Origin of the sequence: Euzebya tangerina (genome assembly GCF_003074135.1) — a bacterium.
GTDB lineage: Bacteria > Actinomycetota > Nitriliruptoria > Euzebyales > Euzebyaceae > Euzebya > Euzebya tangerina.
This window is the reverse complement of sequence record NZ_PPDK01000001.1, coordinates 76,541-98,988: the sequence shown is the minus strand read 5'-3', so window position 1 is coordinate 98,988 and position 22,448 is coordinate 76,541. Positions and strand designations below refer to the sequence as shown.

The following is a 22,448-nucleotide window of genomic DNA, read 5'->3' as shown; positions in this document are numbered from 1 at the left end:
CGTGATGGGGAACCTGACCTCCTGGTGGGGAACCTGACCTCGTGATCACCGAGACCCACGCCGTCCGGATCCCCCTCCGGGTGACCTTCCGGCGCGTCGACAGCCGGACGGCGCTGCTCATCCGAGGTGAGGCGGGGTGGGGGGAGTTCTCGCCCTTCCCCGAGTACCCACCACAAGTGACGGCCTGGTGGTGGCGGGCGGCCCAGGAGGCGGCGACCGAGGGTTGGCCGGCCCCGCTGCGGAACGCCATCCCGGTCAACACCACGGTTCCAGCCATGGACCCCGAGCGCGCCCACGCGATGGTCCGCGCCAGTGGGTGTCGGACCGCCAAGGTGAAGGTCGCCGAGCGTGGGCAGTCGTTGGCGCATGACGAGGCGAGAGTCGAGGCCGTGCGGGACGCACTCGGGCCCGACGGGCACGTGCGGGTCGATGCCAACGCCGCCTGGGACGCCGATCAGGCGGTGGCGGCACTCCGCGTCCTCGACCGCGCCGCGGGTGGGCTGCAGTACGCCGAGCAGCCCTGTTCGACGTTGGAGGAGATGGCGGCCGTGCGTCGTCGGATCGACGTGCCGTTGGCGGCGGACGAGTCCATCCGGACCGCCGAGGACCCGCTGCGGGTGGCCGGTCTGGAGGCTGCGGACGTCGTGGTCGTCAAGGTCCAGCCGCTGGGCGGGGTCCGTCGGGCGCTGCGGGTGGTTGAGGCGGCCGGGCTACCGGCGGTGGTGTCCTCGGCCATCGAGACCTCGGTCGGGCTGGCGGCCGGGGCGGCCCTCGCGGCTGCGCTGCCCGAGCTTCCGTATGCCTGCGGTCTGGGGACGGCGACCCTGCTCGAGGGGGACGTCACCCACGCACCACGGCTGCCCGTGGACGGCCGCATCCCGGTCGGGCCCGTCGAGGTGAACGACGGTCTGGTGGAGGAGTGGGCCGCGCCGCCGTCCGCAGACATCCACGACCGGTACCTGGCGGCGGCGGCCGCCGTCGGCGCGGCAGCCAGCGACGGGCATCACGGTAGCGGCGGGCGCGAACCCTCTGGCTCGGACCGGGACTCGGCGCGGGGCGGTCCTGCGCATGCGTGAGGTGACCCGGTCGGACCGGTACAACTCACGCATGCGTCGACGCATTCGCGCCGGAATCGAGCCGATGTGCTGACCGCGCCGGAGACCGGGCGGATCCTGATCGGTCACCTGGCCATGGCCGGGGTCACCGATTTCGTGATCTCACCCGGCTCACGAAACGCCCCGCTGGCCCTGGCCGTCGCCGCGCGCCCGGACGACTTCCGCCTGCACGTCCGCATCGATGAGCGCACGGCGGCCTTCCTCGCCCTCGGGCTGAGCCGCGGCAGCGGTCGCCCTGCGGCGGTCCTCTGCTCCTCCGGAACGGCGACGGCCAACTACCACCCGGCCGTGATCGAGGCGGATGCGGCCGGTGTGCCACTGATCGTCGTGACCGCGGACCGGCCCGTCGAGCTGCGGGGCACGGGCGCCAACCAGACCATCGATCAGGTCGGGCTCTATGGCCGCGCGGTCCGGTGGTTCGACGACGTCATCGGGTCCGCGGCGGAGGACGTCGGTCACCACGTGCGGAACGCCGTGACAGCGGCCACCGGCCCCTGGCCGGGCCCGGTCCACCTCAACGTCCCGCTCCCCGAACCGCTGCTGGACCCCCCTCCGCCCGCGGTACTCACCCTGGACGGCGGCCCGACCGCCGGCGGCGAACCCACAACGCTCCCGACCGAATCCTCCCGATCCATCGCTCCTGACCCAGGGGACACCACCGCGGAGGTGCCGCCCACCCTCCTCGGTGGCCGTCGGACCGTCGTGGTCGCCGGGGAGGGAGCCCTTGCCGGGCAGTCCACCGACACCCGTGACAAGACGGCGGAGCGGATACTGGACGCAGCCGAGCGGCTCGGCATCCCCGTCATCGCCGAGCCCACCAGTGGACTGCGCACCCGTCCTGACGTGATCCGGACCGGGCACTGGCTGGCCTCCGCACCGGACTTCCTCGCCGTCAACCAGCCGGATGTCGTGCTCCAGCTGGGCCGGCCCGTGCTGTCCCGTGCCATCACGGCGATGATCGATGCCGCCGACATCGTGGTCATGTGCGATCCGTTGCAGCGAGGCTGGGACCCCGGACAGAGCGTGACCCACCGGCTCACCGAGTCTGTCGTCAGCTGGCTCGGCGATGCCTCGCCCCAGGCTCCGGAGTTCGCCCGTGCGTGGGCTGCCGCCGACCAGGTAGCCGGCACCACCGTGGACGAGTTGCTCGATGGGGCGAAGATCAGCGAGTTGGGGATGACCCGGGAGGTCGCCCAAGCCGTGCCCGACGGCGGTCAGCTGGTGGTGGCGAGCAGTCTTGTCATCCGACACCTGAACGAGGTCATGCTCCCGCGGCCGGGTCTGCGGGTGCTCGGCAACCGCGGGGCGTCAGGCATCGACGGGTTCCTCTCCACCGCTGTCGGGGCGGCCCTCGGCCACGACGGGCCGACCGTGGCCCTGGCCGGTGACCTCTCGGTGATCCACGACCTCACCGGCCTCGTGATCGGACCGGACGAGCCCGTCCCGCCGCTGCCGATCGTGGTCATCAACAACGACGGCGGAGGCATCTTCCATCTGCTGCCCTACGGCACGCGAGTGCCTGCGGCGCCCTTTCGCCGACTGTTCACGACCCCGCACAGCGTGCCGCTGGAGGGGCTCGCGTCGACCATGGGCCACCGTTACACCGCAGTCGACACGATCACAGAGGTGGCACGGGCCATGGCGGACGCCTGGGCGACGCCGGGCATCACTCTGATCGAGGTCACCACCGACACACCGACAGAGTCAGCCCGGTACCACACGATCCGAGATGCGGTGGCGGCTGCCCTGACGAGCGTCTGACAGAAGTGGCGCGGCCCGTGAATAGCTCGGCGTGTGTGGTCGGGCCGCCAGGTCAGCGGGGTGATGCGAGGGAGCGGCTACTGGTCGGACAGGACCGACTGCATGGCCAGGAGCTTGAGCCGGGTCTCCTGCAGCTCCGCCTCCGGGAGGCTGTCGGCGACGATGCCGCAGCCGGAGAACAGCCGAGCGCGATTGCCCTGCAGTTGGGCACACCGGAGCGCGATGCCGAAGGTGCCGTCGCCTCCATAGTGGACGATGCCGATCGGCCCGGCGTAGCGGCCCCGGTCCATCCGCTCCAGCCCGGGGATGCGCGAGGCCGCCGTCGCGGGGTACGCACCCACTGCCGCGGTGGGGTGCAGTGCGGCGACCACGTCGAGCACGTGGCGGTCCTCCACCATCCGGCCCCGAATCCGACTGGCCAAGTGCTGCACGTTGTCGAGTCGAAGCAGCCATGGATCCTCATCGACCTCGAGCTCGCGAGAGAGGGGCGACAGCGACGCGACCGCCGACCTCAGCGCGAAGCGGTGCTCCGTCCGATCCTTCTCGCTCCGCAGCAGAGCCGCACCGGCCGCCGCGCCCGGCGGCGAGGTGCCGGCCAGGACCACCGCGGTCACGTCGCGACCCGCCCGCCTGACGAGCAACTCCGGCGTCGCGCCAACGAAGCCCTCGTGGAGGAACGTCATGCAGGACGGGAAGCGGGCGGCCAGCCGTGCGGTCAACGCCAGCGCGTCCAGCGGGTGGTCGGTCCAGACGTGCAGATCCCGTGCCAGGACGATCTTGTCGTACTCGCCGCCGCCGATCTGGGCGGTCGCTGCGGTCACGGCCTCCATCCACTCGACCTCGGTGATGGTCGAGCCGGCGTACCTGACCTTCCCGCTCTGCAGGCGCGTGCGTCGCGACCGGGTGTCGGTGACCCTGACGGCCTGCTCCGGGATGGTCACCGCACTGCCCGCCTCACCATCGAACGTGAACGAGGCGAAGGCGATCTGGCCTGGTGCGAGCAGGTCCTCCGTCCACTCCGCGGCGTCGACGAACCGCGTCGGGCCGCGTGGTTCGAGACGGCGGGCCACCCCGTTGCCGGCCCACCCGCTGCCGTCGGTCAGGAAGGCGTAGCCGCCAGGGTCCTGCAGCATGTCCAGGCCGCCCACACGGGCGGTGTCCGCTGCGGCGGTCACGACGACGGACCCTGCGCAGCCTCGGCGGACTGGTCGGCCTCGATGCGGTGGCGTGCGGCCTCCAGCAGTCGACGGCGGAAGGTGTGCGCGATGATCTCAGTCGCTGCCGGCAGCATCGTCTGAAGCGCCTCCACCATCCGGGTGGCCGCCTCCTCCTCGTCGTACTGGGCGCGAAGGGGATCGCGGACGAACCGGGCGAACAGGTCCACCGCCTGATCCGCGATGCCACCAATGGCGGCATCGTGCTCACGGGCCAGAGCGAGCAACTCACTGATCGGCACCCCGGTGTCCAGCAGGGCCTTCCCGGCCAGTACCGCCTCGGCGTCGGACGGGGCATAGGTCGTGCCGTCCTGGTCCGGCGCGATGAGGATGCCCTGACGCGCCACGGCCTGCATGACGGACGGGGCGACCTCGGTTCGCTCGCCCAACTCGGCCAGGGTCATCTGGGCCGGCATCTCCGCCGGCACGTCCGCTGGTGGCGCGACGATGGCCGCGGCCAGTGCCGTCTCCCCGGCGTCCAGTTCACCTGCCAGGACCCGGCCGATCATCGCCAGCGTGAAGCCCTGCTCCTTCAGGTATCGAATCCGCCCCAGCGTTGACGCATGCCCCTCGTCATACCAGGCCGCACGCCCCTCCCGACGCGGTGGCTCGAGCAGGTCCAGCGACTGGTAGTAGCGGATGGTGTCGACGGAGACGTCAGCGGCCGCTGCCAACTCCTCCACGCGATAGGCCGTCGTCATGACCCACGATTGTAGGAGTGGATGCTCGAACTGTCTGAGCGATTACTCCGGAGGAGGTCGCGCGCTTCTCGCTCAGATGTTGAGGGCCAGGAAGACCGCCGCGCCGATCAGGCAGAGCACGAAGATGACGGCGGCGATGCGGTCGAGCCACGTGCGGCGGGGCTCGAGCATCTGGTTCCAGTGCCGGTCGTCCTCCACGGCGCTCGTGGACCACCCCGCACCGGGGGTCATCGCGCCCTCCTCCGCACCGTGCAGCAGCCCGGCATCCGGCTCCTCGACCTCTTCCACCGGCTCGGGGGTCTCGCTGACGTCCACCGGGGCGGCAGGGCGGTCATGCTCGCCGAGCACGGAGTCGGCGGTTGGGTCCAGGTCCGCCATCACGGTTCGGTCGTCGTCCACCGCGGCTGCGGCAGAGGGGATGCCGCCCGCGTCCTTCCGCGTGAACAGCCGTACGGGAGCGCGCGGCGCCGCTGCGTGCTCGGCCGGCCCCCCGCCCGCGGGGTCCTGGTCACCTGCGGCTTCCACACCGTCAAGCACGGCGAGCTCGGGGTCGATGGTGACCTGCTCGCTGACGTCGGGAATGTCGTCGACGATGTCGAGGTCCTCGTCGCTCTCGGCGTCGATGAGGTCGGTGACGTCCACGCCCTCCGGCTCGGCCGTCAGGTCGATGTCAGTCGGCTGGTTCGCCGTCGTCGACCCGTCGCCCGCTGCGGCCAGCTCAGCGTCCTGCGGCGGCGGGAGCGGGTTTCGCAGCCTGTCCGGCAGGTGCAGGCTCCCTTCGCCCGGGAGTTCCGGGGCAGGCTCCAACACCGGCAGTGGCTCGTCGGCTGCGTCCTGGGGCGTGATGTCGGGCGCGATGTCGGTCGTGCGCGCCGCGGGGTCCTCGAATGCCAGGATCTCGCCCTGTGGCAGCTGCGCGGTGTCCTCAGCTGTCGGCTGCGGGGCAGGATCGGCTGCGGTGTGGGACACCTCGGTCGGTGCCCGGTCCGGCGTCTCAGCGAGCCCATCGAGGGGCTCGGTCAGCGCCTGGGCTGCCGGCGCCGCGCCGCCGACGAAGAAGTCGAACCCCTCGTGCTCCGGCTCCGGCGAGGCCGAGACCGGGTCATCCTCCGAGCGCCCTATGGTCACCGGGATGTCCCGCGATGCTGCTGAGGGCAGCGCGATCGAGAAGCCGGCCGGAGCCGTTCGAGGCAAGGTGCTGTCTGCCGCCTGCTCCGGCTCGTCGAGGTCGATCTCGACGGCCAGATCCTGGTAGCTCACGTACTCCTCCGGGGCCGCGTCGTGATCGGTCGCCCGTGAGGCCTCCCCAGCCTCGATGTGTCGCTCGATCGCTGCCTCGGAGGTCATAAGCCGATGCCCCAACCGGCACAGTCCCGATGGTTCGACAGTCACGTCGGCGCCACACATGTCGCAGCGCGCGAGCAGACCGGAGTGCTCCTGTTGGCGCCGAGCCCTCCGACGCGCACGGGCTGAGGGGGGACGGTCCTTCAGGGGTGATGGTTCAGCCATGCTGCGTACACTCCACGCGTTAGTGCCTTCGGTTCTCTACTCTGCGCCTGTCGTCTGTCCCATGTCGGGGCCACCGGTGGCCCAGGGGGGCGTCTTGGTCTCAGACGGCTTCATTGTGGGGGTTGGGGCCCGGTCGGACCTACGACCCTCGGCGGATCGCGAGCACGAGGTCGATGGCGTTCTGCTGCCTGGCCTCACTGACGGTCACACCGTTCTCGAACACTCTGATGTACGGGAGATCGCCCGTCCAGGCCCATTTCACCTGTGGTTGCGCGCTGTCATGGGCTACACGCGAGGGTGGGACGCCGAGCGCTGGTCACGGTCAGCGCGGCGCGGGGTCCAGGACGCCCTGCGCCATGGCGTCACCACCGTCGTGGACCAGGTGATCCGGGGGGCCGCGGTTCCTGCGGCCAGCAAGGCGGGTCTGGCAGGCCACTCACTGGTCCGGTTGATGTGGGTCGATCGCCCGCTTGCCGACGAGGTGCTCGCAGCCGTCGAGACCTCCCTCGGCCGGCCGGCGCCGGGGAGGACGGTGGGCGTGGCCGCCCATGCGCCGTACACCGTGGGCACCGGGGTGCTGCAGTCCCTGGCGGCGCTCGCGACGAAGCTCGAGCGCCCCTTCCAGGTGGCAGTGGCCGAGTCCAACGCCGAGATCAGCGCGCTGCGGAACGGTGACGGGCCACTGGTCGACCTGGTCCGCGAGTTCGACATGGACTTCGAGTGGATGGATCAGCCGGTCGGCACGGGTGCCGTGTCCTACCTCGACTCGCTGGGGGTCCTCGGACCGGGTGGCTCCGTGGCCCACGGTGTGTGGGTGGACCTGGCGGAGGCGCGGCGCCTGGCCGCCACAGGGACCGCGGTGGTGTGCTGCCCTCGGGCCAACACGGCTCTGCAGGTCGGGGATGCGCCGCTCGAGCGGTTCGCGGACGCCGGTGTCGCGTTGGCACTGGGAACCAGCAGTCCGGCCGCGGTCGGCGATGCCGACATCCTGGCCGAGGCTGCGGCATGGGTGGAGACGGCGAGGCGGCGGGAGATGTTCCTCTGGCCGTCGCCTGCCGGTCCGATTCCGCTGGAGGAGGCAGCAATCCGCCTAGCCACGGTGGACGGCGCACGGGCCCTCGGGTTGGGCTCGGTGTCGGGTGTGCTCGAGCCCGGTCGGCGAGCCGATCTCGTCGGGGTGTCGATCCAGACCTCGGTGGAAACCGTCTACACCGACCTGATCGACCACGGCCTCGGCCGGCAGGTGCTGACGGTCCTCGGCGGTGTACGCCGGTCCCGTCGCGACGACGCCGACACCCCGTGGCCGGTCCTGGAGGAGTGGAGAGAGCTGTGACGACGACCCGACCCGACCTGACCGGACCCGACCCGACCCTGCCCGACCCTCGCCCGAGCCTGGAGAAGGACGCCGCGCTGGTGCAGGACATGTTCGACCGGGTCGCACCGAAGTATGACATCGCCAACGCACTGCTCAGCTTCGGTCAGGACCAGCACTGGCGGCGCGTCGCCGTGCGGGCCCTGGCAGCGCAGCCTGGCGAACGGATCCTGGATGTCGCCACCGGAACGGGCCGGCTGGCGCGGGAGATCCAATCAGCCGGTGCGCACCCGGTCGCCCTGGACTTCAGCTGGAACATGCTGGCGGCCGGTGCGGCGAGCGAAGCGAAGGAGGGGTTGCCGCGTCTGGAGTGGTTGAACGGCGACGGGACGGCACTGCCGTTTGCGGACGACTCCTTCGATGGCGCCACGATCGGCTTCGGCCTGCGGAACCTGCCGGACCCTCGCGCCGGCCTCGCGGAGTTCGCCCGGGTCGTCCGTCCGGGTGGGCGGATGATCGTGCTCGAGTTCTCCACGCCGACCAACGCCGCCCTAAAGGGGCTGTACCTGGACTACCTGGTCGGCGCGCTGCCACGGATCGCCGAGGTGGTGTCGAGCGACCCGTCGGCGTACCGCTACCTGGCCGAGTCGATCATCGCCTGGCCGGATCAACGGGCGCTGGCTGGCTGGCTGGTGGAGGCTGGCTGGACCAGCCCGCGATGGCAGAACCTCTCGGGTGGGATCGTCGCGCTCCACCACGCCGTGGCTCCCTGAGGCCGCGCCGGATCGCGAGCTGAGCACCTGCTACAGTTGTTGACCGGTTGCAGCGCGCTCGCCTTGGTGCGCTCCCACACGCCGCTGGGCCACCACCCCAGCCCCAGACCACCCCACGCCCAAGGAGCACCCATGAAGGTCGTCAACTCCGTCGGAACCCTGAAGAAGCGCCACCCCGACTGCCAGGTCGTCAAGCGCAAGGGCCGGATCTACGTCATCAACAAGTCCAACCCGCGGTACAAGGTCCGCCAGGGTGGCGCGAAGAAGAAGCGCTACTAGGCACCACCCACCGTTGTCGAGGCCGTCCTACCGGGGCGGCCTTCGTCATGCCGCGAGCCTTGAGGCTGTGGATAACCGAGCTCAGATCGGCGGTACGATCCGTACACGCTGTGCCTCGACACCGCGGACGGGCGGCACGACTTCGACCTCGGGTGAAGTCCACTGAACGATGCCGTCTCGTTCTCGGCATGCCAGGTTCGCCCGGGGGCCACGCCGCCGTGCCCGAGCCTGCGACTCGCTGTCGTTCAGCAGACTTCGTAGCCACGTCGTAACCAGCCCGCGCTACGGTCCGGCGCTATGTCGATAACCCTCCCCACCCGTCTGCGCGACGAGATCCGGATGCTGGGCAGTCTGCTGGGACAGGTGATCCGGGAAGAGGCCGGACTCGAGGTCTACGAGCTCGTCGAGCAGCTGCGCCAGTCCGCCGTCCAGGCCCGACGAGACGGCGGTCCGCGTGACACCGTCACCCACCTGGTCGACACGCTGGACGCCGCGACGGCCGAGCAGATGGCCCGTGCCTTCACCGTCTTCTTCCAGCTGACCAACATCGCCGAGCAGCGCGCCCGGGTCCGGGCCCTGCTCACCCGCGACACCGGGGATGCCCCGCTGGACGACTCGGTGGCCGCGGCCATCGACCGCATCGCCGACCCGGCCGCCGTCCTGGCCGAGCTCGCGATCCACCCCGTGTGGACGGCCCACCCCACCGAAGCCCGCCGGCGTGCCGTCGTCGACAGTCTGCGGCGGATCGACCAGCAACTGACCCGGAGTGACTTCGAGCTTCGCGGCGCGAGGGAGGACGCCTCCATTCGCCGCCACCTGCTGGAGGAGATCTCGATCCTGTGGCGCACGGCCCAGATCCGGACCAGACGGCCGACCCCGGTAGACGAGGTGCGCAAGCTCATGGCCGTCTTCGACGCCACGGTCTTCCGAACGGTGCCCCACTACTACCGCGAGATCGAACGGGCCCTGTCGGGTGAGGACTCGGGTCTGGCCACACCTCAGGTTCCTGCGGTGCTGAGCTTCGGCTCCTGGGTCGGTGGCGATCGCGACGGCAACCCGCGGGTCACCTCCCGGGTGACCGCCGAGACCTCGTCGTTGATGGCAGACCGGGTCCTGCGGGGCCTGGAGAACGCCACACGCCGGATCTCGCGGACACTGTCGGCAACCGAGGAGTTGACCCCAGCCTCGGATGCGCTCCTCGAGCGGCTGAGCCAGTTGGAGCAGGCCTACCCGATCTGCGCCTCCGCCCAGGCGAAGCGCGCTGCCCGCTCACCCCACCGCCGGCTGATGGCGATCGCCGCTGACCGACTGGCGGCCACCCGCACCGGGCGGGGGACCGACCCGGCGATGGCCTTCGCCTCCGCGGAGGAGTTCGCCGGTGACATCAGGCTGACCCAGGACTCACTGGTCGCCGGCGGTGCGGCACGGCTGGCCTACGGCGAACTGCAGCACCTCTCGTGGCAGATCGACACCTTCGGGTTCCACCTGGCGTCCTTGGAGATCCGACAGCACACCGACATCCACGCCGAGGCACTGGGGCGGCTGGGCATCGACGCCGACGACGAGGACGCGCTCCGCGCGATCATCGAGTCGCCGCCGGACCTACCCCCCGACCTGACGTGGCCATCACCACCACGGCCGGTGTCGATCGCCTCGGCTCCCGCCCGTGACCTGTCGTTGGACGATGTCGCAGACGCCGACCCGGCCGCCGATGTCCTGATGACCATGCGGACGGTCATGGAGATCCAGGAGCGGTTCGGTCGTCGAGCGTGCCACCGCTGGGTCATCTCCTTCACGACCGGACTGATCGACCTCCTCCGAGTCAAGGCCCTCACGTCGATTGCCGGACTGGACTGCCAGATCATCCCGCTGTTCGAGACCCGTGAGGATCTGGACAATGCGCCGGCCACCCTGGACCGTTGGCTGGTGGAGAACCCCGGTATGACCGAGATGGAGGTCATGCTCGGGTACTCCGACTCCGCCAAGGATGCCGGGTTCCTGGCCGCCAACCTGGCCCTGTATCGCGCTCAGCGGGGCATGGTGGAGTGGGCGGAGCGAAACGGCATCACGCTAACGCTCTTCCACGGCCGCGGCGGCGCGCTCGGCCGTGGCGGCGGCCCGACCAACCGCGCGGTGCTGGCCCAGCCACCCGGCGCCGTCGCCGGTCGATTCAAGGTCACCGAGCAGGGCGAGGTGATCAACCAGCGGTACGGCACCGAGCGGCTGGCGGGTCGACACCTCCAGCAGATCACCCACGCGACGATGCTGGCCAGCGCGGCACGCACCGACGACAGCATCACCACCAGCGATCCGTTCGAGGACGACGCAGAACTACTGGACCTGATGGCGACGGCCGCGGAGGCGGCGTGGCGGGATCTGGTCGGTGCAGAGGGGTTCCCGACCTTTTTCCGAACAGTCACCCCGATCGATGAGATCGGCGCCCTGCAGATGGGTTCACGGCCGGCGAAGCGCAAGACCTCTGCGGGCCTCGACGGGCTGCGGGCGATCCCCTGGACGTTCGCGTGGGCGCAGAGTCGCGTCAACGCGCCCGGATGGTACGGACTCGGTACCGGACTCCAGGCCGCCGTCGACGCGCACGGCCTGGACGAACTCAAGCGGCTGCAGCAGGAGTCCCGCTTCTTCGCGACGCTGATGGAGAACGCCGAACTCAGCCTGGCGAAGGCCGACCCGGTCGCTGCGCGACAGGTGCTGGCGCTGGGAGACCGTCCGGAGCTGGCACAGGCGATGATGGAGGAGTACGACCGGACCCTGGCGTTGGTGCTCGCCGTCACCGGTCACGACGAGCTGTTGGGAAGTCGCGACGTCGTTGCGCAGGCCACCGCCTTGCGCAACCCCTACCTCGACGTGTTGACCGCGATCCAGATCCGCTGGACCAGCACGGCGCGGGCCGAGGGTGCCACGGACGCTGACCGGCAGGTCCTGATGCTCACCATGAACGGCATCGCCGCCGCACTGCAGAACACAGGCTGACCATTGGCCCGAAGGAGCGTCTGCTCTAGGGTCACGGGACGCTGGCGGAGGTGCCGCCCGCTGGGCCGCCCCGGGCGGCTGCTCGAGCTGGAGGATACGACCCATGGGTGAGTCGACGATGACGCGCGAGGACCTGGAGGCCGCGATCGAGGGCGTCGTCGTGGGTCAGTGGTTGCTCCGCAACATCCGTGAGCACGGCGAGGACGTCGCGCTGCGCTGGCGGACGGGCGAGGACGCCTGGGGCGAGATGACCTGGAACGAGGTGGGGGACCAGTCGGCTCGCGTGGCAGCCCGTCTCCGGGAGTGGGGTGTGGAGCCCGGCGACGCCGTCGGTCTGTTCCTGCTCAACCGGGCCGAGTTCCACCCGGCGGACCTGGGTGGCCTGCTCTGCCGTGCACGCTCGGTCAGCATCTACAACTCCTCCGCGCCCGAGCAGGTCGAATTCCTGCTCGGCCACATGGAAGCGAAGGTGGTGATCTGCGACTCGATCGAGTTCCTCGAACGGGTGCTGAAGGTCAGATCACAGCTCCCCGAACTCGAGCAGATCGTGGTGGTCGACGATCCCGACGACCTGCGCCCTGACGACGTCACCTTGTTCAGCGAAATGCTCACGGCCACCCCGATCGACCTCGACGCCGCCGTGGAGGCGGCACAGCCGGATGACATCGTCACGCTGATCTACACCTCGGGGACCACCGGAACCCCGAAGGGTGTGATGCTCGACCACCGCAACATCGCAGCCTCGGCAACCTCGACGTTCAGCCTGGTGGGGGAGGAGACCCGCAACCTCCGCGGGCTCTCCTACCTGCCGATGGCCCACATCGCCGAACGGATGGTGAGCCAGTACGGCTGGCTGTTCCAACGCAACATCGTCACGTGCGTCCCCGATCCGACCACGCTCGCGACCTATCTGGCGCCCGTGAAGCCGCAGGGCCTGTTCGGACCGCCGCGGGTCTTCGAGAAGCTTCGTTCGGCGGTGTTGGCAGGTGTGGCGGCCAGAGGGGAGGAGGCCGTGGCCGGATTCGAGCAGGCACTGGCGCTGGGCCAGCAGGTTGCCGCCATGCGAGCGGCCGGGCAGGAGATCCCGGAGGAGTTGGCGGCCAAGCACGCACAGGTAGACGCCGCGGCCTTCGCGCCGGTCCGGGCGATGCTCGGCTTGGACGAGCTGGAGTACGCCTTCGCCGGGGCGGCCCCGCTGCCGACACACGTCTTCGACTTCTTCCGCGGCATCGGCATCCCGTTCAGCGAGATCTACGGCATGAGCGAGAACACGGGCGGGATGACCTGGGAGCCCTACGCCGTCAAGCAGGGCACGGTCGGGCGGCCCATCCCCGGGACCGAGGTCGTCCTGGCCGAGGACGGGGAGGTGCTGTGCCGCGGGCCGATCGTCAGCCGCGGCTACTTCAAGGATCCCGAGCGCACGGCCGAGACCTTCGACGAGGACGGCTGGCTGCACACCGGCGACATCGGTCGGTACGACGAGGACGGCTACCTCTCCATCGTGGATCGCAAGAAGGAGCTCATCATCACGGCGGGCGGCAAGAACATCTCCCCCGCCAACATCGAAGCCGAGCTGAAGGCGCTGCCCATGATCGGGCAGGCCTGCGTGATCGGTGATGACCGGCCCTACCTGACCGCGCTCCTCGTCCTGGACCCGGACACCGCACCCGGTTGGGCTGCAAGCCAGGGCATCGAGGCGACCACCCTGCCCGAGCTGGCCGCCGACCCTGGCCTGCAGGCTGCCGTCGATGCAGGCATCGCTGAGGTGCTCAGGCAGTTCAACAACGTCGAACGCATCAAGAAGTGGACCATCCTGGGCGATGACTGGCTGCCCGACTCCGAGCAGCTGACGGCCACGATGAAGCTCAAGCGTCGCGGGGTGCACGCCGCCTACGCCGAGGAGATCGAGGCGATGTACCGCTGACTCGGCCGTCCCCGGGTCGGCGTCAGGGGATCTCCCCCATCTCCCCCTGAGGTCACTGGCCCGACCCGATCTCGCGTGCTCCACTGCCAGCATGAGCACCACGATCGACGGGCCGTCAGCCCGCCCCACCGCCGCCCCGGACGCCAGCCGCCGTACCGACATCGTCACGATGGTGCTGGGGTCGTGGCTGTTGGTCGGGCTGTTCGTGGACGGCTGGGCGCACAGCAACCTGAACGAGCTCGAGACGTTCTTCACGCCTTGGCACGCACTGTTCTACTCCGGGTTCGGCGCGACGGCGGGGTGGATCGGCTGGGTCGTCTACCGCCGGCAGTCCCAGGGCATCCGCGGAGCGGCCGCCGTCCCGCGCGGGTACGACCTGGCGATCCTCGGCCTGGTGATCTTCGGCCTGGGTGGGGTCGGGGACATGATCTGGCACACGATCTTCGGCATCGAGACGGGCCTGGACGCCCTGTTCAGCCCGACCCACCTGCTGCTGTTCGCGGGCATCCTGCTCATCCTGTCCACACCGCTCCGCCGCGCCTGGGCGGACTCGGGCACGCGGTGGTCCTCGCTGCGCCACTTCGGGCCGGCGCTCGCGTCGCTGACGCTGGTCGTCGCGGCGACGATGTTCATGCTGATGTTCCTGTCGCCGCTGAACACCGACGTGTCGCCTGAGTGGCTCGGGGAGGTCTCCGCGTTCGAGGCCGACCTCTATCCGGTCGTCGCCGCAGCGGCGCTGATCGTGACCTCAGCGGTGCTGGTCGCCTCCGTGGTGGTGACCGGACGGCGGTGGGTCCTGCCACGAGGTGCCATCCCGGTGATGTGGACCTCGGTCGCGGTGCTGGCCGGTGCGATGGAGGAGTACGACGAGCCTGAAGCGGTCATCGCGTTGGTCGCGGGAGGCATCCTGGTGGACGTGCTGGTGGGCCGTCTGCAAGACCGGTCGGGTCCACGCCCCCGGGTCCTGTCGAATCGTCAGACGTGGTTGTTGGGTGTGACGATCCCGCTGATCCTCTGGATCCCCTACTACGCGGTGGCCGGACTTCGCGACGGCATCGGCCTCGAGGTCGAGTTCTGGACCGGCAACATCATGTGGGCGGCGATGTCCAGTGGTCTGCTGGCCCTGGTGATCGCCCCGCCACGGTCGGGGCCGGTGTCGGCGGAGCAGCCGGGGGTCGCCGAGCGGACGTAGGCTTCAGGCTCATGGGGTCAGTCTTGAGTCGAGCCCAGGACCGGGCGCTCAGATTCGTGCAGAGCACGGCCGTCGGACCCCCGCTTCCGGCGACCACACCCATCACGATCAACTTCCATCCGGACCGGATCGTGGATGGCCGTCTGATCATGGCGTCACTTGCGGCAACGGGCCGGTACCGCTCTCAGTTCGAGACCGGTGTCTCGGCGGGTGGTCTGACGGCCGTTCCGGGCGGTGACCGGTGGTGCTGGGAGAGCCGGATGTTCGGTGGCGCCTACGACCACGCGCCGCCCGAGGAGCGACCGGTCTACGGGGCGCTGAACCACACGGGCTCAGCCGTTGGTGGCTCACCCCGGTTCGGCTCCTGCCACCTGGTGCTGGCGGCCAGCGTCCGTGAGCGGGTGACCATGTGCTACCCGGACAGCTCCCTCGAGCCCGCGGCGCTGGGCACGGCGGACGCCTGTGACCTGATCTCGACGCTGCTCGCCGACACCGTCGAGGATCCTCTCGACGACTACGTCGAGGCTCAGGTCCACGGGCCGGTGCTCGTCAGCCGTGATGCCGCCGCCGTCGTGCTCGACCCCTCGTATCGCGGGACCTCGGTCGAGGCGGCGGCCCAGACCCTGGGCTGCGCAGTCAGCTGGCACCGTGGCTTCTCGATGGTCGTGGAAGAGGTGATCGACCGTCACGCGGCCACGGTCGCCGGATACCGGGGCCCGCACGTGCTGGCGGTCGCACAGGCGGTGGCCGCGGGCGGAGTGCTGACCCCCCCGGTCATCGGCCAGGCAGCACGGCAGGGCGATCACGATCCGCAGGATCTGAAACGGGTCTGGCACCTCCTCGCCCGCTTCGGCAGGACGTAGCTCCACCCTGCCCCAATGATCGTACCGCAGGGCGACCGGCCGAAAATCCGGTGCCGGGTGGCCGTCCAGCCCTGCCCAGCTGACGGGCGCAGTGCCACCGTGCGCCCATGACCGATCTCACCGACATCGCTCCGGCCTTCATCGACATCGCCCATCGCATCGTCTGGGCGACCGTGGCGACCGTGGACCGTCACAGTCGGCCGCGCTCGCGTGTCCTGCACCCGATCTGGGAGTGGGAAGACGGCACCCTGAGCGGCTGGGTCGGCACCGGTCCAACGCCCGTGAAGGTGGCCGACCTGGAGCACAGCCCCTACGTCTCCGTCTCCTACTGGGACAGCCAGCATGACATCGCGACCGCGGAGTGCCGCGCGACGTGGCACCACGACGATGACACCTGCCGCCGGATCTGGGACGCCTACGTCGCCGCGCCCCCACCGCTCGGGTACGACCCGTCCATCATCCCGGCGTGGTCCGATCCGACTCGGCCCGAGTTCGCCGTCCTCGAGTTCACGCCGTGGCGCTTGCGCGTGTTCCCCGGCAGCGCCCTGCTCGGCGAGGGTGAGGTCCTCAACTGGCGGGCCGCAGCAGCAGACGACCAGCCGATGTGAACCGCCAGTGACCAGCGAGGCGGGAACGAAGTCCCTCAGCCGAGGACGAGTCGTTCGGTCCTCGTGGCGCGTCGCTCCACTACCTCCGAGGTAGTTGCGGCCGTCGGGCCGAGCATGGATTGTCCAGGCATGCCTGCGCGTCCACGATCCAGCCCCGTTCGTCGGCTCGTCGGACTGCTGTCGCCGCTGTTGTTGGTCACTGTGGGCGTCGTGCACCTGCTGCCGGTCACTGGGATGAGCGGGCCCGAGGCGCTCCGGCGGTTGTACGGGACCAACCTGACCGACCCCGATGTCGTTGTCCTGATGCGGCATCGGGCGGCCCTGTTCCTCTGCGTGGGCGGGCTGCTGATCGGCGCTGCACGGTGGTCCGAGTGGCGGTTCCCCGCGATTCTGATAGGCGTCGTGAGCGTCGGCAGCTTTCTGGTCATCGTTGGTCAGAGCGACGAGGTCGGTCCGGAGCTCAGCCGGATCGCGGCAGTCGACCGGGCAGCGTTGGGCGCACTGCTGACCGCGGCGGTCATCGAGTCGGGGCACAGAGCCGGCCGAGCGACGTGATCGCCCGGACCCGAGACGGCAGGCACACTGTCCGACGTGCCCGAACCCCTCGCCTCGTACCCGCAGACCATCGTCACCCTCGACCTCGAAGGGGTGTTGATCCCCGAGGTGTGGATCGCCGTCGCCGAACGGACGGGCATCGAGGGGCTGACCCGCACCACGCGTGACGAGCCGGACTATGACGCCCTCATGCGGTACCGGCTGGACCTGTTGGACCGGCACGACATCGGGCTCGACGCCATCACGGATGTGATCGCGGGGCTCGAGCCCTTGCCGGGGGCTCGGGACTTCCTGGACCAGTTGCGGGCCCGCACCCAGGTCATCATCCTCTCCGACACCTTCGAGCAGTTCGCGCAGCCGTTCATGCGTCAGCTCGGCTGGCCCACACTGCTGTGCCACCGGCTGGTGGTCGAGGACAACCGGATCGCCGGCTACGAGCTGCGGCAGCCGGACCAGAAGCGGAAGGCGGTCGAGGCGCTGCGGTCGCTCAACTATCGGGTGATCGCCGGCGGCGACTCCTACAACGACGTCACGATGCTGGCTGCCGCGGACGTCGGGGTGCTGTTCCGGGCTCCTGAGGCTGTGATCGCGGAGTTCGCCCACTTCCCGGCTCGGACGACGTACGACGGCTTCATGCAGGCCATCGAGGCCGGCCTCAAACCCGACCCGGCGATCCAGCGGGCGGCCGTGTGAGGCACGCCGCGGGCCCGGACGAGCCGTGAGCGACCAGCCCACGAACGGCGCGCCCGGGCAGGCGCATGACTCCCGGGAGACCCGCCGCCAGCGTCGGGCGATGGTCCGTCGTCTCCAAGAGCGCGGTGCCGTGCAGGACCCTGCTGTCATCGCGGCGATGTCGCAGATCCCGAGGCACGTGTTCCTCCCGGGCCTGTCCGCCCGGGAGGCGTACGCCGACCAACCACAGGCGACTCTGCGCGACGGGACGACGCTGCTGAGCTCGGTCTCCCAGCCGACGATGATCGCCCAGATGCTCGAGCACGGCCACTTCGCTCCGGGCCACCGCGTGCTCGAGGTTGGCACCGGACAGGGCTACAACGCGGCACTGCTGGGCCACATCGTCGGCCCGACCGGCCGTGTGGTCACGGTCGACGTCGAGCCGTCGCTGGTCGCGTTCGCCGCGGGCGCCCTGGACGAGCTCGGGTTGGGTGACCGCGTCTCGATCCGCGTGGCCGACGGACGGCAGCCGGTCGACTCCGAGCGGCCGTTCGACCGCATCATCGTCACCGCGGGAGCAGAGGACGTCGCCCCCAGTTGGCCGCGTCAGCTGCAGGAGGGTGGACTTCTCATCGTCCCGCTGTCCGCGCCTCGCGAGTGCGTGGTCTGGGCGAAGACGGGCGGCGGGCTGGCGGAGCGAGTGCGGCTCCCGGCCAGGTTCATCCCCCTCCGAGATCCAGTTCCTGGCTCCGAAGAGTGATCCGGGTCAGGTCCGGAGTCGCGGCGCGTGTGCTCAGGCCTCGACGCCGTGCTCGCCGTGCCACTGACCTGGCGGGTGGTGATAGTCCGAGAGCACCGTCGTCACCTCCGCCGGGTCGGTCAGCACCGACAGCATCTCAGCATGTCGGTCCGACAGGAACCCGCCGGTGACCATGTCCTCCATGAGCCGGACGAAGCTGGCGAAGAAGCCGTCGACGTCGAGGATCATGACGGGTTTGGTGTGGAGGGCCAGCTTCCCCCACGTCCACTGCTCGAAGAGCTCCTCGAGCGTGCCGATGCCGCCCGGCAGGGCCACGAAGGCGTCCGCCAACTCGGCCATCTTCGCCTTCCGCTGATGCATGTCTTCGACGACGACCAGTTCGGTCAGCGCGTGGTGCGCCAACTCACGGTCCGCCAGCCACCGCGGAATCACCCCGGTCACCCGGCCCCCACCGGCGAGGACGGCATCGGCCAGAACCCCCATCAACCCGACGCTGCCGCCGCCGTAGACCAGATCGATATCGGCGGCTGCCAGGTGAGCACCCAGAGCCTCGGCCACGCGGGAGTAGGCGGGGTTGGTCCCAGGCTGCGAGCCGCAGAACACCGCGATGCGGGTCGGTCGTTCGGAGGTCGGGTCTGCTGCGCTCATGGGCGGCCGCAACCGTAGACGCCCGAGCCGGTCGGGTTGGTAGCGTCCGCCACGATGAGGCATCTGGACGCAACGATGGTGCAGGGCCTGTTGCCGTGGCCTGCCGCAGTGGAGGCGGCCCGGAGCACCGCCGAGGCTGTCGCGGCAGGGGCCGTCCATCAGGCCGACCGGATCTGGCACCAACCGGATGGGATGCCCGGTCAGATCGGCATCATGCCCTCCTATCTGCCCGACGATGGTCAGGACCCCGCCGTCTTCGTGACCAAGGTGGTCGGGGTGTTCCCCACGGCGGATCCCTCCGTCAACGGGGTGCTCGTCGTCCTCGACGGTGCCACGGGAGCGCCGCTCGTCACCCTCGATGTATCCGCCGTGACGGCCCGGCGAACGGCTGCGGCCAGCGCCCTGTCGGTGGACCTCCTCGCCCGCGAGGATGCCTCCAGCATGGCCGTCATCGGCGCTGGCGCGCAGGGCCGAGCCCACCTGGAGGCGATCTGCGCCGTCCGCGATGTCGTCGAGGTGCGGGTGTGGAACCGGACTCAGGGCCGCGCGGAGGCGTTAGTGGAGCACGCGCGTGCCGAGTTGGGCATCAGCCGTGTCGCCGTCGCCGGGACGCCAGCTGCTGCGGCGGACGGGGCGGACATCGTGTCGGTCTGCACGAACAGTCCGACCGCCCTCCTCGGTGCCTCGGACATCGCCGACGGGGCGCACGTGACGGCGATCGGAGCCTTCTCCCCGGACACGCGGGAGTTGGCAGCGGACCTGATCGCCGCCGGACGGGTGTTCGTCGACGACCGTGCTGCAGCGGCCCACGAGGCCGGTGACATCCTGATGGCCATCGAGGCGGGCGTGGTCGACGACGGCGTGGTCGTGGCCGATCTGGCCGAGCTGGTCACCGACACGGTGACGCTCGGGCCCGCCGGCGGGCGGCCGACGGTCTACAAGTCCGTCGGGACCTCCGCGATGGACGCCGTGGCCGTCCGGCACCTCCTGCGCGCCGAAGCGGCCACGCGTCTGGCGGTGTACGGGACCCTGGCGCCCGGTGGCACGAACGAGGCGGTGCTGCGGCCCTTCGGTGGACGGTGGACGGCCGGAACGGTCCGGGGCCGCCGCCTGGACGATGGCTGGAACGGCTACCCGGGACTGACGCTGGAGGGGACGGAACCGGTGCACGTGGACCTGCTCGAGGCTCCGTCAATCGACTGGAACCTGATCGACCATTTCGAGGGCCCGGGGTATGTCCGCCGCCGGGTGATCGTGCGGACCGAGAAGGAGGAGGCGGTCCTGGCCAACACCTACGTCCTGGCCTGAGCCACTACCGACTGATTGCGGCAACGGTGACGTTGGGTAGGTCACCCAGGACGGTGGGGCTCAGCCGCAGCTTCGTCCCACGACCGCCACCGCCGACCACGACCCGGTCGAGTTCCATGATCGGCTCGTCCACGAACAGCGGCAGATCCGTCGGCAGTCCGATGGGCGTCACCCCGCCGGGGACCATCCCCGTCACCTCCACGGTGGCCTCGGCGGAGGCGAAGCTCGCCTTCCTGGCGCCCACGATGAGCCGTGAGTGCCGGTTCAGGTCCAGCCGCCTCGTCGCCTGCACAAGACATGCGGCATAGGCCGCCTCACCGGTCTTGGCTTGCACGACGATGCAGTTGCACGACTCCTCCAGGCTGTACCCGTAGGCCTCGCAGAACGCGGCCGTGTCGGCCAGGTCAGGATCGATCGTCACGATCTCCACGGTCGGGTCGAGCTCCGTGGCGAGCGCCACGACACGGGCCTCCAACATCGTGGTGTCCTGGGGGCTTTGTGGCGAGGAGTCGCTGGTCATCAGGCCGCTGACCCTACTTCGACGGCGTCCTCCGGTGGAAGGCACCCCAGACGGGAGCTGAACACGCCACGGTGGCCGGCCGCGTCCCCGGCAGAACGGGGTCCACCTTCGGTACACCGGTCAACTCTCGGTAGACCGGTCGACTCTCGGTAGACCGGTCGACTCTCGGTACACCGGTCGACTCTCGGTACAGCGCTGGTTCTCAGTACCCGGTTGGCGGCCCTCATCGGGACATCGTGTGCCGAGAGTTCCGGAGTGGCAGGTCAGGCGCATCTCTCGGTTAATCTCGTGGGCCGGCGGGTCGGAGCGTGTACCGAGAGTTCGAGGTGGTGTCCCACTGGCCGAATCAGGCAGACGTGCCTCCGAGCCGACCACCCCCGCATGCACCCGCGACGCTAGTGCCAGTGGTGGTCAGGGACTAGGTTCCAGCTATGCGACTTCCTCTCCTTGCACTGGCCATCGTGGGGGCCGGCTACGCCGCCGTCCGCCGACAGGTCGGCGCCATCCAGGCCAACCCCGACCCGATCGATCCGCTGCTGCTCGAATCGGATCCCCCGGGCGATACCGTCTGGTTGGACCGTCCAGACGGGGCCAGGATGCGATCCAAGGTGGCCGGCAGCGGCCCCGATGTCGTGCTGCTGCACGGCTACGGCGTCTCCATGCGCGCGTGGACGGTGGTCGCCACGATGCTGGTCGACGCGGGCTTCCGGGTGATCTGTGCCGACTGGCGTGGCCACGGGCAGACCACCATCGGCACCGACGGCATCGAGCTGGAGGTCATCGCCGACGACATCGTCGCGCTGCTGGAGGAGCACGACGTGACCGACGGTGTGCTGGTCGGTCACTCCACGGGCGGATATGTGTCGATCGCGACGCTGCTCGAGCACCCCGAGACCGCTGACCGACTCCGCGGGCTGGTGCTGTTCGCCAGCCTGGCCGGTGACGCGGCGGTCGACGCGCCACAGACGAGGGCGCAGATACCCCTCATAACGAGCGGACTCCTCGAGCGCATGTTGCAGTACGAGTCCATCGCGCTGCCGTTCGCCGCGTCCATCTACGGGCCGAACCCCTCACCAGCCGCCTGCCGTGCGTTCATCGACGACTTCCTGTCGCAGGACCACCAGGCGTTGGTGCCGTTGCTCAGCCGGCTGGCGCACACCAGCTTCTACGACCGCCTGGGAGAGATCGAGGTGTCGACGGTGGTCGTGTGTGGGGAGGAGGATCAGACCACGCCGCGCTGGCACTCCGAACGGATGGGTGAGCTCATCCCGAACGCCCGGAACGTCTGGGTTCCCGGTCACGGCCACGCGCTGAACTGGTCCAAGCCCGAGGTCCTCGTCGAGCTCGTGCACGAGCTGCACGAGCCGTCGGTCGACGTCCCGGCGGGGTCGTCGTGAGCATCCGGGTGGAGCTGGCGGACCTGCCCGGCCAGGTGGAGGAGCGGGGGCGTGCCGCCTATCTCATCACCTGTGGGCAGGACGGCCCCAAGGTGGTTGCCCTGACGGTCGCCTGGGACGGCACCGACCTGGTCATGACGCCCGGTCGAGGATCGCTCACCAACGTCCAGGCGGCGGCGAACGCAACGCTGCTGTGGCCGTCGGAGGGTGGCCGGTCGGACCTGTCGCTGCTGGTCGACGGCACGGCCAACGCCGAGGACGACGGCGAACGGTTGCGCTTCGTCCCCGCCTCCGCCATCCAGCACGTGGCCCGGAGCTGAGGCGCGCATCGCTCAGCAGGCCTGGT

General features: G+C 70.0%; 21 protein-coding genes. 16 read left to right on the top strand and 5 right to left on the bottom strand.

From position 1 onward, the window contains the following. The first annotated feature begins 41 nt into the window (after positions 1-41). Both C1746_RS00505 and menD read left to right on the top strand, forming a co-directional pair. Positions 42-1,076 carry an o-succinylbenzoate synthase gene (locus C1746_RS00505; RefSeq protein ID WP_116712758.1) on the top strand — a complete coding sequence of 345 codons (1,035 nt, stop codon included), beginning with the start codon at positions 42-44 and terminating at the stop codon, positions 1,074-1,076. Between the two features lie 66 nt (positions 1,077-1,142). Continuing rightward, a complete protein-coding gene (gene menD / locus C1746_RS00500) occupies positions 1,143-2,876 on the top strand; it encodes a 2-succinyl-5-enolpyruvyl-6-hydroxy-3-cyclohexene-1-carboxylic-acid synthase (RefSeq protein WP_116712757.1) in 1,734 nt (577 codons plus the stop codon). Positions 2,877-2,953: 77 nt separating this feature from the next. Here menD and C1746_RS00495 read toward each other — a convergent pair whose 3' ends face one another. The 3 genes from C1746_RS00495 to C1746_RS00485 all read right to left on the bottom strand — a co-directional run bounded on the left by C1746_RS00495 (position 2,954) and on the right by C1746_RS00485 (position 6,138). Further along, positions 2,954-4,051, bottom strand: a complete 1,098-nt coding sequence (locus C1746_RS00495; RefSeq protein WP_116712756.1) for an isochorismate synthase — start codon at positions 4,049-4,051, stop codon at positions 2,954-2,956. Next, positions 4,048-4,791 (bottom strand): MerR family transcriptional regulator, encoded by a 744-nt coding sequence (locus C1746_RS00490; protein ID WP_116712755.1) that lies wholly within the window; start codon positions 4,789-4,791, stop codon positions 4,048-4,050. The genes C1746_RS00495 and C1746_RS00490 overlap by 4 nt, the downstream gene beginning before the upstream one ends. Positions 4,792-4,863: 72 nt before the next feature. Further along, on the bottom strand, positions 4,864-6,138 hold the full coding sequence (locus C1746_RS00485) for a hypothetical protein (protein ID WP_162867224.1): 1,275 nt from the start codon (positions 6,136-6,138) through the stop codon (positions 4,864-4,866). Between C1746_RS00485 and C1746_RS00480 the strand changes: the two genes are divergently transcribed. From C1746_RS00480 to C1746_RS00430, 11 genes are all read left to right on the top strand, one after another. After that, the gene (locus C1746_RS00480) at positions 6,107-7,633 is read left to right on the top strand and encodes an amidohydrolase family protein (RefSeq protein ID WP_116712753.1); all 1,527 of its coding nucleotides are present in this window, start codon (positions 6,107-6,109) and stop codon (positions 7,631-7,633) included. The two genes, C1746_RS00485 and C1746_RS00480, sit on opposite strands and share 32 nt — an antisense overlap. Continuing rightward, a complete protein-coding gene (locus C1746_RS00475) occupies positions 7,630-8,385 on the top strand; it encodes a class I SAM-dependent methyltransferase (RefSeq protein ID WP_240598817.1) in 756 nt (251 codons plus the stop codon). Before C1746_RS00480 ends, C1746_RS00475 begins: the two co-directional genes overlap by 4 nt. Positions 8,386-8,517: 132 nt before the next feature. Further along, on the top strand, positions 8,518-8,664 hold the full coding sequence (ykgO, locus tag C1746_RS00470; protein WP_116712752.1) for a type B 50S ribosomal protein L36: 147 nt from the start codon (positions 8,518-8,520) through the stop codon (positions 8,662-8,664). A gap of 297 nt (positions 8,665-8,961) precedes the next feature. Continuing rightward, on the top strand, positions 8,962-11,655 hold the full coding sequence (locus C1746_RS00465; protein WP_116712751.1) for a phosphoenolpyruvate carboxylase: 2,694 nt from the start codon (positions 8,962-8,964) through the stop codon (positions 11,653-11,655). 103 nt (positions 11,656-11,758) lie between these two features. Beyond that, entirely contained in the window at positions 11,759-13,579 is a 1,821-nt protein-coding gene (locus tag C1746_RS00460; protein ID WP_116712750.1) for an AMP-dependent synthetase/ligase, read from the top strand. A 91-nt stretch (positions 13,580-13,670) separates the two neighbouring features. Further along, positions 13,671-14,771, top strand: coding sequence for a hypothetical protein (locus C1746_RS00455; RefSeq protein WP_116712749.1), 1,101 nt, complete (start codon positions 13,671-13,673; stop codon positions 14,769-14,771). An 11-nt stretch (positions 14,772-14,782) separates the two neighbouring features. Next, complete coding sequence (locus tag C1746_RS00450) at positions 14,783-15,634, top strand: DUF3626 domain-containing protein (protein ID WP_116715504.1); 852 nt, start codon at positions 14,783-14,785, stop codon at positions 15,632-15,634. A 107-nt stretch (positions 15,635-15,741) separates the two neighbouring features. After that, complete coding sequence (locus C1746_RS00445; protein WP_116712748.1) at positions 15,742-16,242, top strand: pyridoxamine 5'-phosphate oxidase family protein; 501 nt, start codon at positions 15,742-15,744, stop codon at positions 16,240-16,242. Between the two features lie 129 nt (positions 16,243-16,371). Next, a complete protein-coding gene (locus C1746_RS00440) occupies positions 16,372-16,797 on the top strand; it encodes a phosphopantetheine adenylyltransferase (RefSeq protein WP_116712747.1) in 426 nt (141 codons plus the stop codon). Positions 16,798-16,833: 36 nt separating this feature from the next. Next, complete coding sequence (gene thrH / locus C1746_RS00435; protein WP_116712746.1) at positions 16,834-17,490, top strand: bifunctional phosphoserine phosphatase/homoserine phosphotransferase ThrH; 657 nt, start codon at positions 16,834-16,836, stop codon at positions 17,488-17,490. Positions 17,491-17,515: 25 nt separating this feature from the next. After that, a complete protein-coding gene (locus tag C1746_RS00430; RefSeq protein WP_162867222.1) occupies positions 17,516-18,229 on the top strand; it encodes a protein-L-isoaspartate O-methyltransferase family protein in 714 nt (237 codons plus the stop codon). Positions 18,230-18,262: 33 nt separating this feature from the next. Here the strand turns inward: C1746_RS00430 and C1746_RS00425 are convergent, their stop codons facing one another. Continuing rightward, a complete protein-coding gene (locus C1746_RS00425; protein WP_116712744.1) occupies positions 18,263-18,877 on the bottom strand; it encodes an LOG family protein in 615 nt (204 codons plus the stop codon). 54 nt (positions 18,878-18,931) lie between these two features. Between C1746_RS00425 and C1746_RS00420 the strand changes: the two genes are divergently transcribed. Continuing rightward, positions 18,932-20,185, top strand: coding sequence for a gamma-glutamylcyclotransferase (locus C1746_RS00420; RefSeq protein ID WP_116712743.1), 1,254 nt, complete (start codon positions 18,932-18,934; stop codon positions 20,183-20,185). A gap of 4 nt (positions 20,186-20,189) precedes the next feature. Here C1746_RS00420 and C1746_RS00415 read toward each other — a convergent pair whose 3' ends face one another. Continuing rightward, positions 20,190-20,705 carry a YbaK/EbsC family protein gene (locus tag C1746_RS00415; RefSeq protein WP_205711621.1) on the bottom strand — a complete coding sequence of 172 codons (516 nt, stop codon included), beginning with the start codon at positions 20,703-20,705 and terminating at the stop codon, positions 20,190-20,192. A 431-nt stretch (positions 20,706-21,136) separates the two neighbouring features. Here C1746_RS00415 and C1746_RS00410 point away from each other — a divergent pair, with 431 nt between their 5' ends. After that, positions 21,137-22,102 carry an alpha/beta fold hydrolase gene (locus tag C1746_RS00410; RefSeq protein ID WP_116712741.1) on the top strand — a complete coding sequence of 322 codons (966 nt, stop codon included), beginning with the start codon at positions 21,137-21,139 and terminating at the stop codon, positions 22,100-22,102. After that, positions 22,099-22,422, top strand: coding sequence for a hypothetical protein (locus tag C1746_RS00405; protein ID WP_116712740.1), 324 nt, complete (start codon positions 22,099-22,101; stop codon positions 22,420-22,422). Before C1746_RS00410 ends, C1746_RS00405 begins: the two co-directional genes overlap by 4 nt. Positions 22,423-22,448: the final 26 nt, after the last annotated feature.

Excerpts from the sequence above, each read along its gene's own strand:
- C1746_RS00440 (WP_116712747.1), top strand. The coding sequence starts at position 16,372 with ATGCCTGCGCGTCCACGATCCAGCCCCGTTCGTCGGCTCGTCGGACTG.
- C1746_RS00450 (WP_116715504.1), top strand. The coding sequence starts at position 14,783 with ATGGGGTCAGTCTTGAGTCGAGCCCAGGACCGGGCGCTCAGATTCGTG.
- C1746_RS00420 (WP_116712743.1), top strand. The coding sequence starts at position 18,932 with ATGAGGCATCTGGACGCAACGATGGTGCAGGGCCTGTTGCCGTGGCCT.
- ykgO (WP_116712752.1), top strand. The coding sequence starts at position 8,518 with ATGAAGGTCGTCAACTCCGTCGGAACCCTGAAGAAGCGCCACCCCGAC.
- C1746_RS00480 (WP_116712753.1), top strand. The coding sequence starts at position 6,107 with ATGTGTCGCTCGATCGCTGCCTCGGAGGTCATAAGCCGATGCCCCAAC.
- C1746_RS00465 (WP_116712751.1), top strand. The coding sequence starts at position 8,962 with ATGTCGATAACCCTCCCCACCCGTCTGCGCGACGAGATCCGGATGCTG.
- C1746_RS00415 (WP_205711621.1), bottom strand. The coding sequence starts at position 20,705 with ATGACCAGCGACTCCTCGCCACAAAGCCCCCAGGACACCACGATGTTG.
- C1746_RS00410 (WP_116712741.1), top strand. The coding sequence starts at position 21,137 with ATGCGACTTCCTCTCCTTGCACTGGCCATCGTGGGGGCCGGCTACGCC.
- C1746_RS00460 (WP_116712750.1), top strand. The coding sequence starts at position 11,759 with ATGGGTGAGTCGACGATGACGCGCGAGGACCTGGAGGCCGCGATCGAG.
- C1746_RS00425 (WP_116712744.1), bottom strand. The coding sequence starts at position 18,877 with ATGAGCGCAGCAGACCCGACCTCCGAACGACCGACCCGCATCGCGGTG.
- C1746_RS00455 (WP_116712749.1), top strand. The coding sequence starts at position 13,671 with ATGAGCACCACGATCGACGGGCCGTCAGCCCGCCCCACCGCCGCCCCG.
- C1746_RS00445 (WP_116712748.1), top strand. The coding sequence starts at position 15,742 with ATGACCGATCTCACCGACATCGCTCCGGCCTTCATCGACATCGCCCAT.
- C1746_RS00490 (WP_116712755.1), bottom strand. The coding sequence starts at position 4,791 with ATGACGACGGCCTATCGCGTGGAGGAGTTGGCAGCGGCCGCTGACGTC.
- C1746_RS00485 (WP_162867224.1), bottom strand. The coding sequence starts at position 6,138 with ATGACCTCCGAGGCAGCGATCGAGCGACACATCGAGGCTGGGGAGGCC.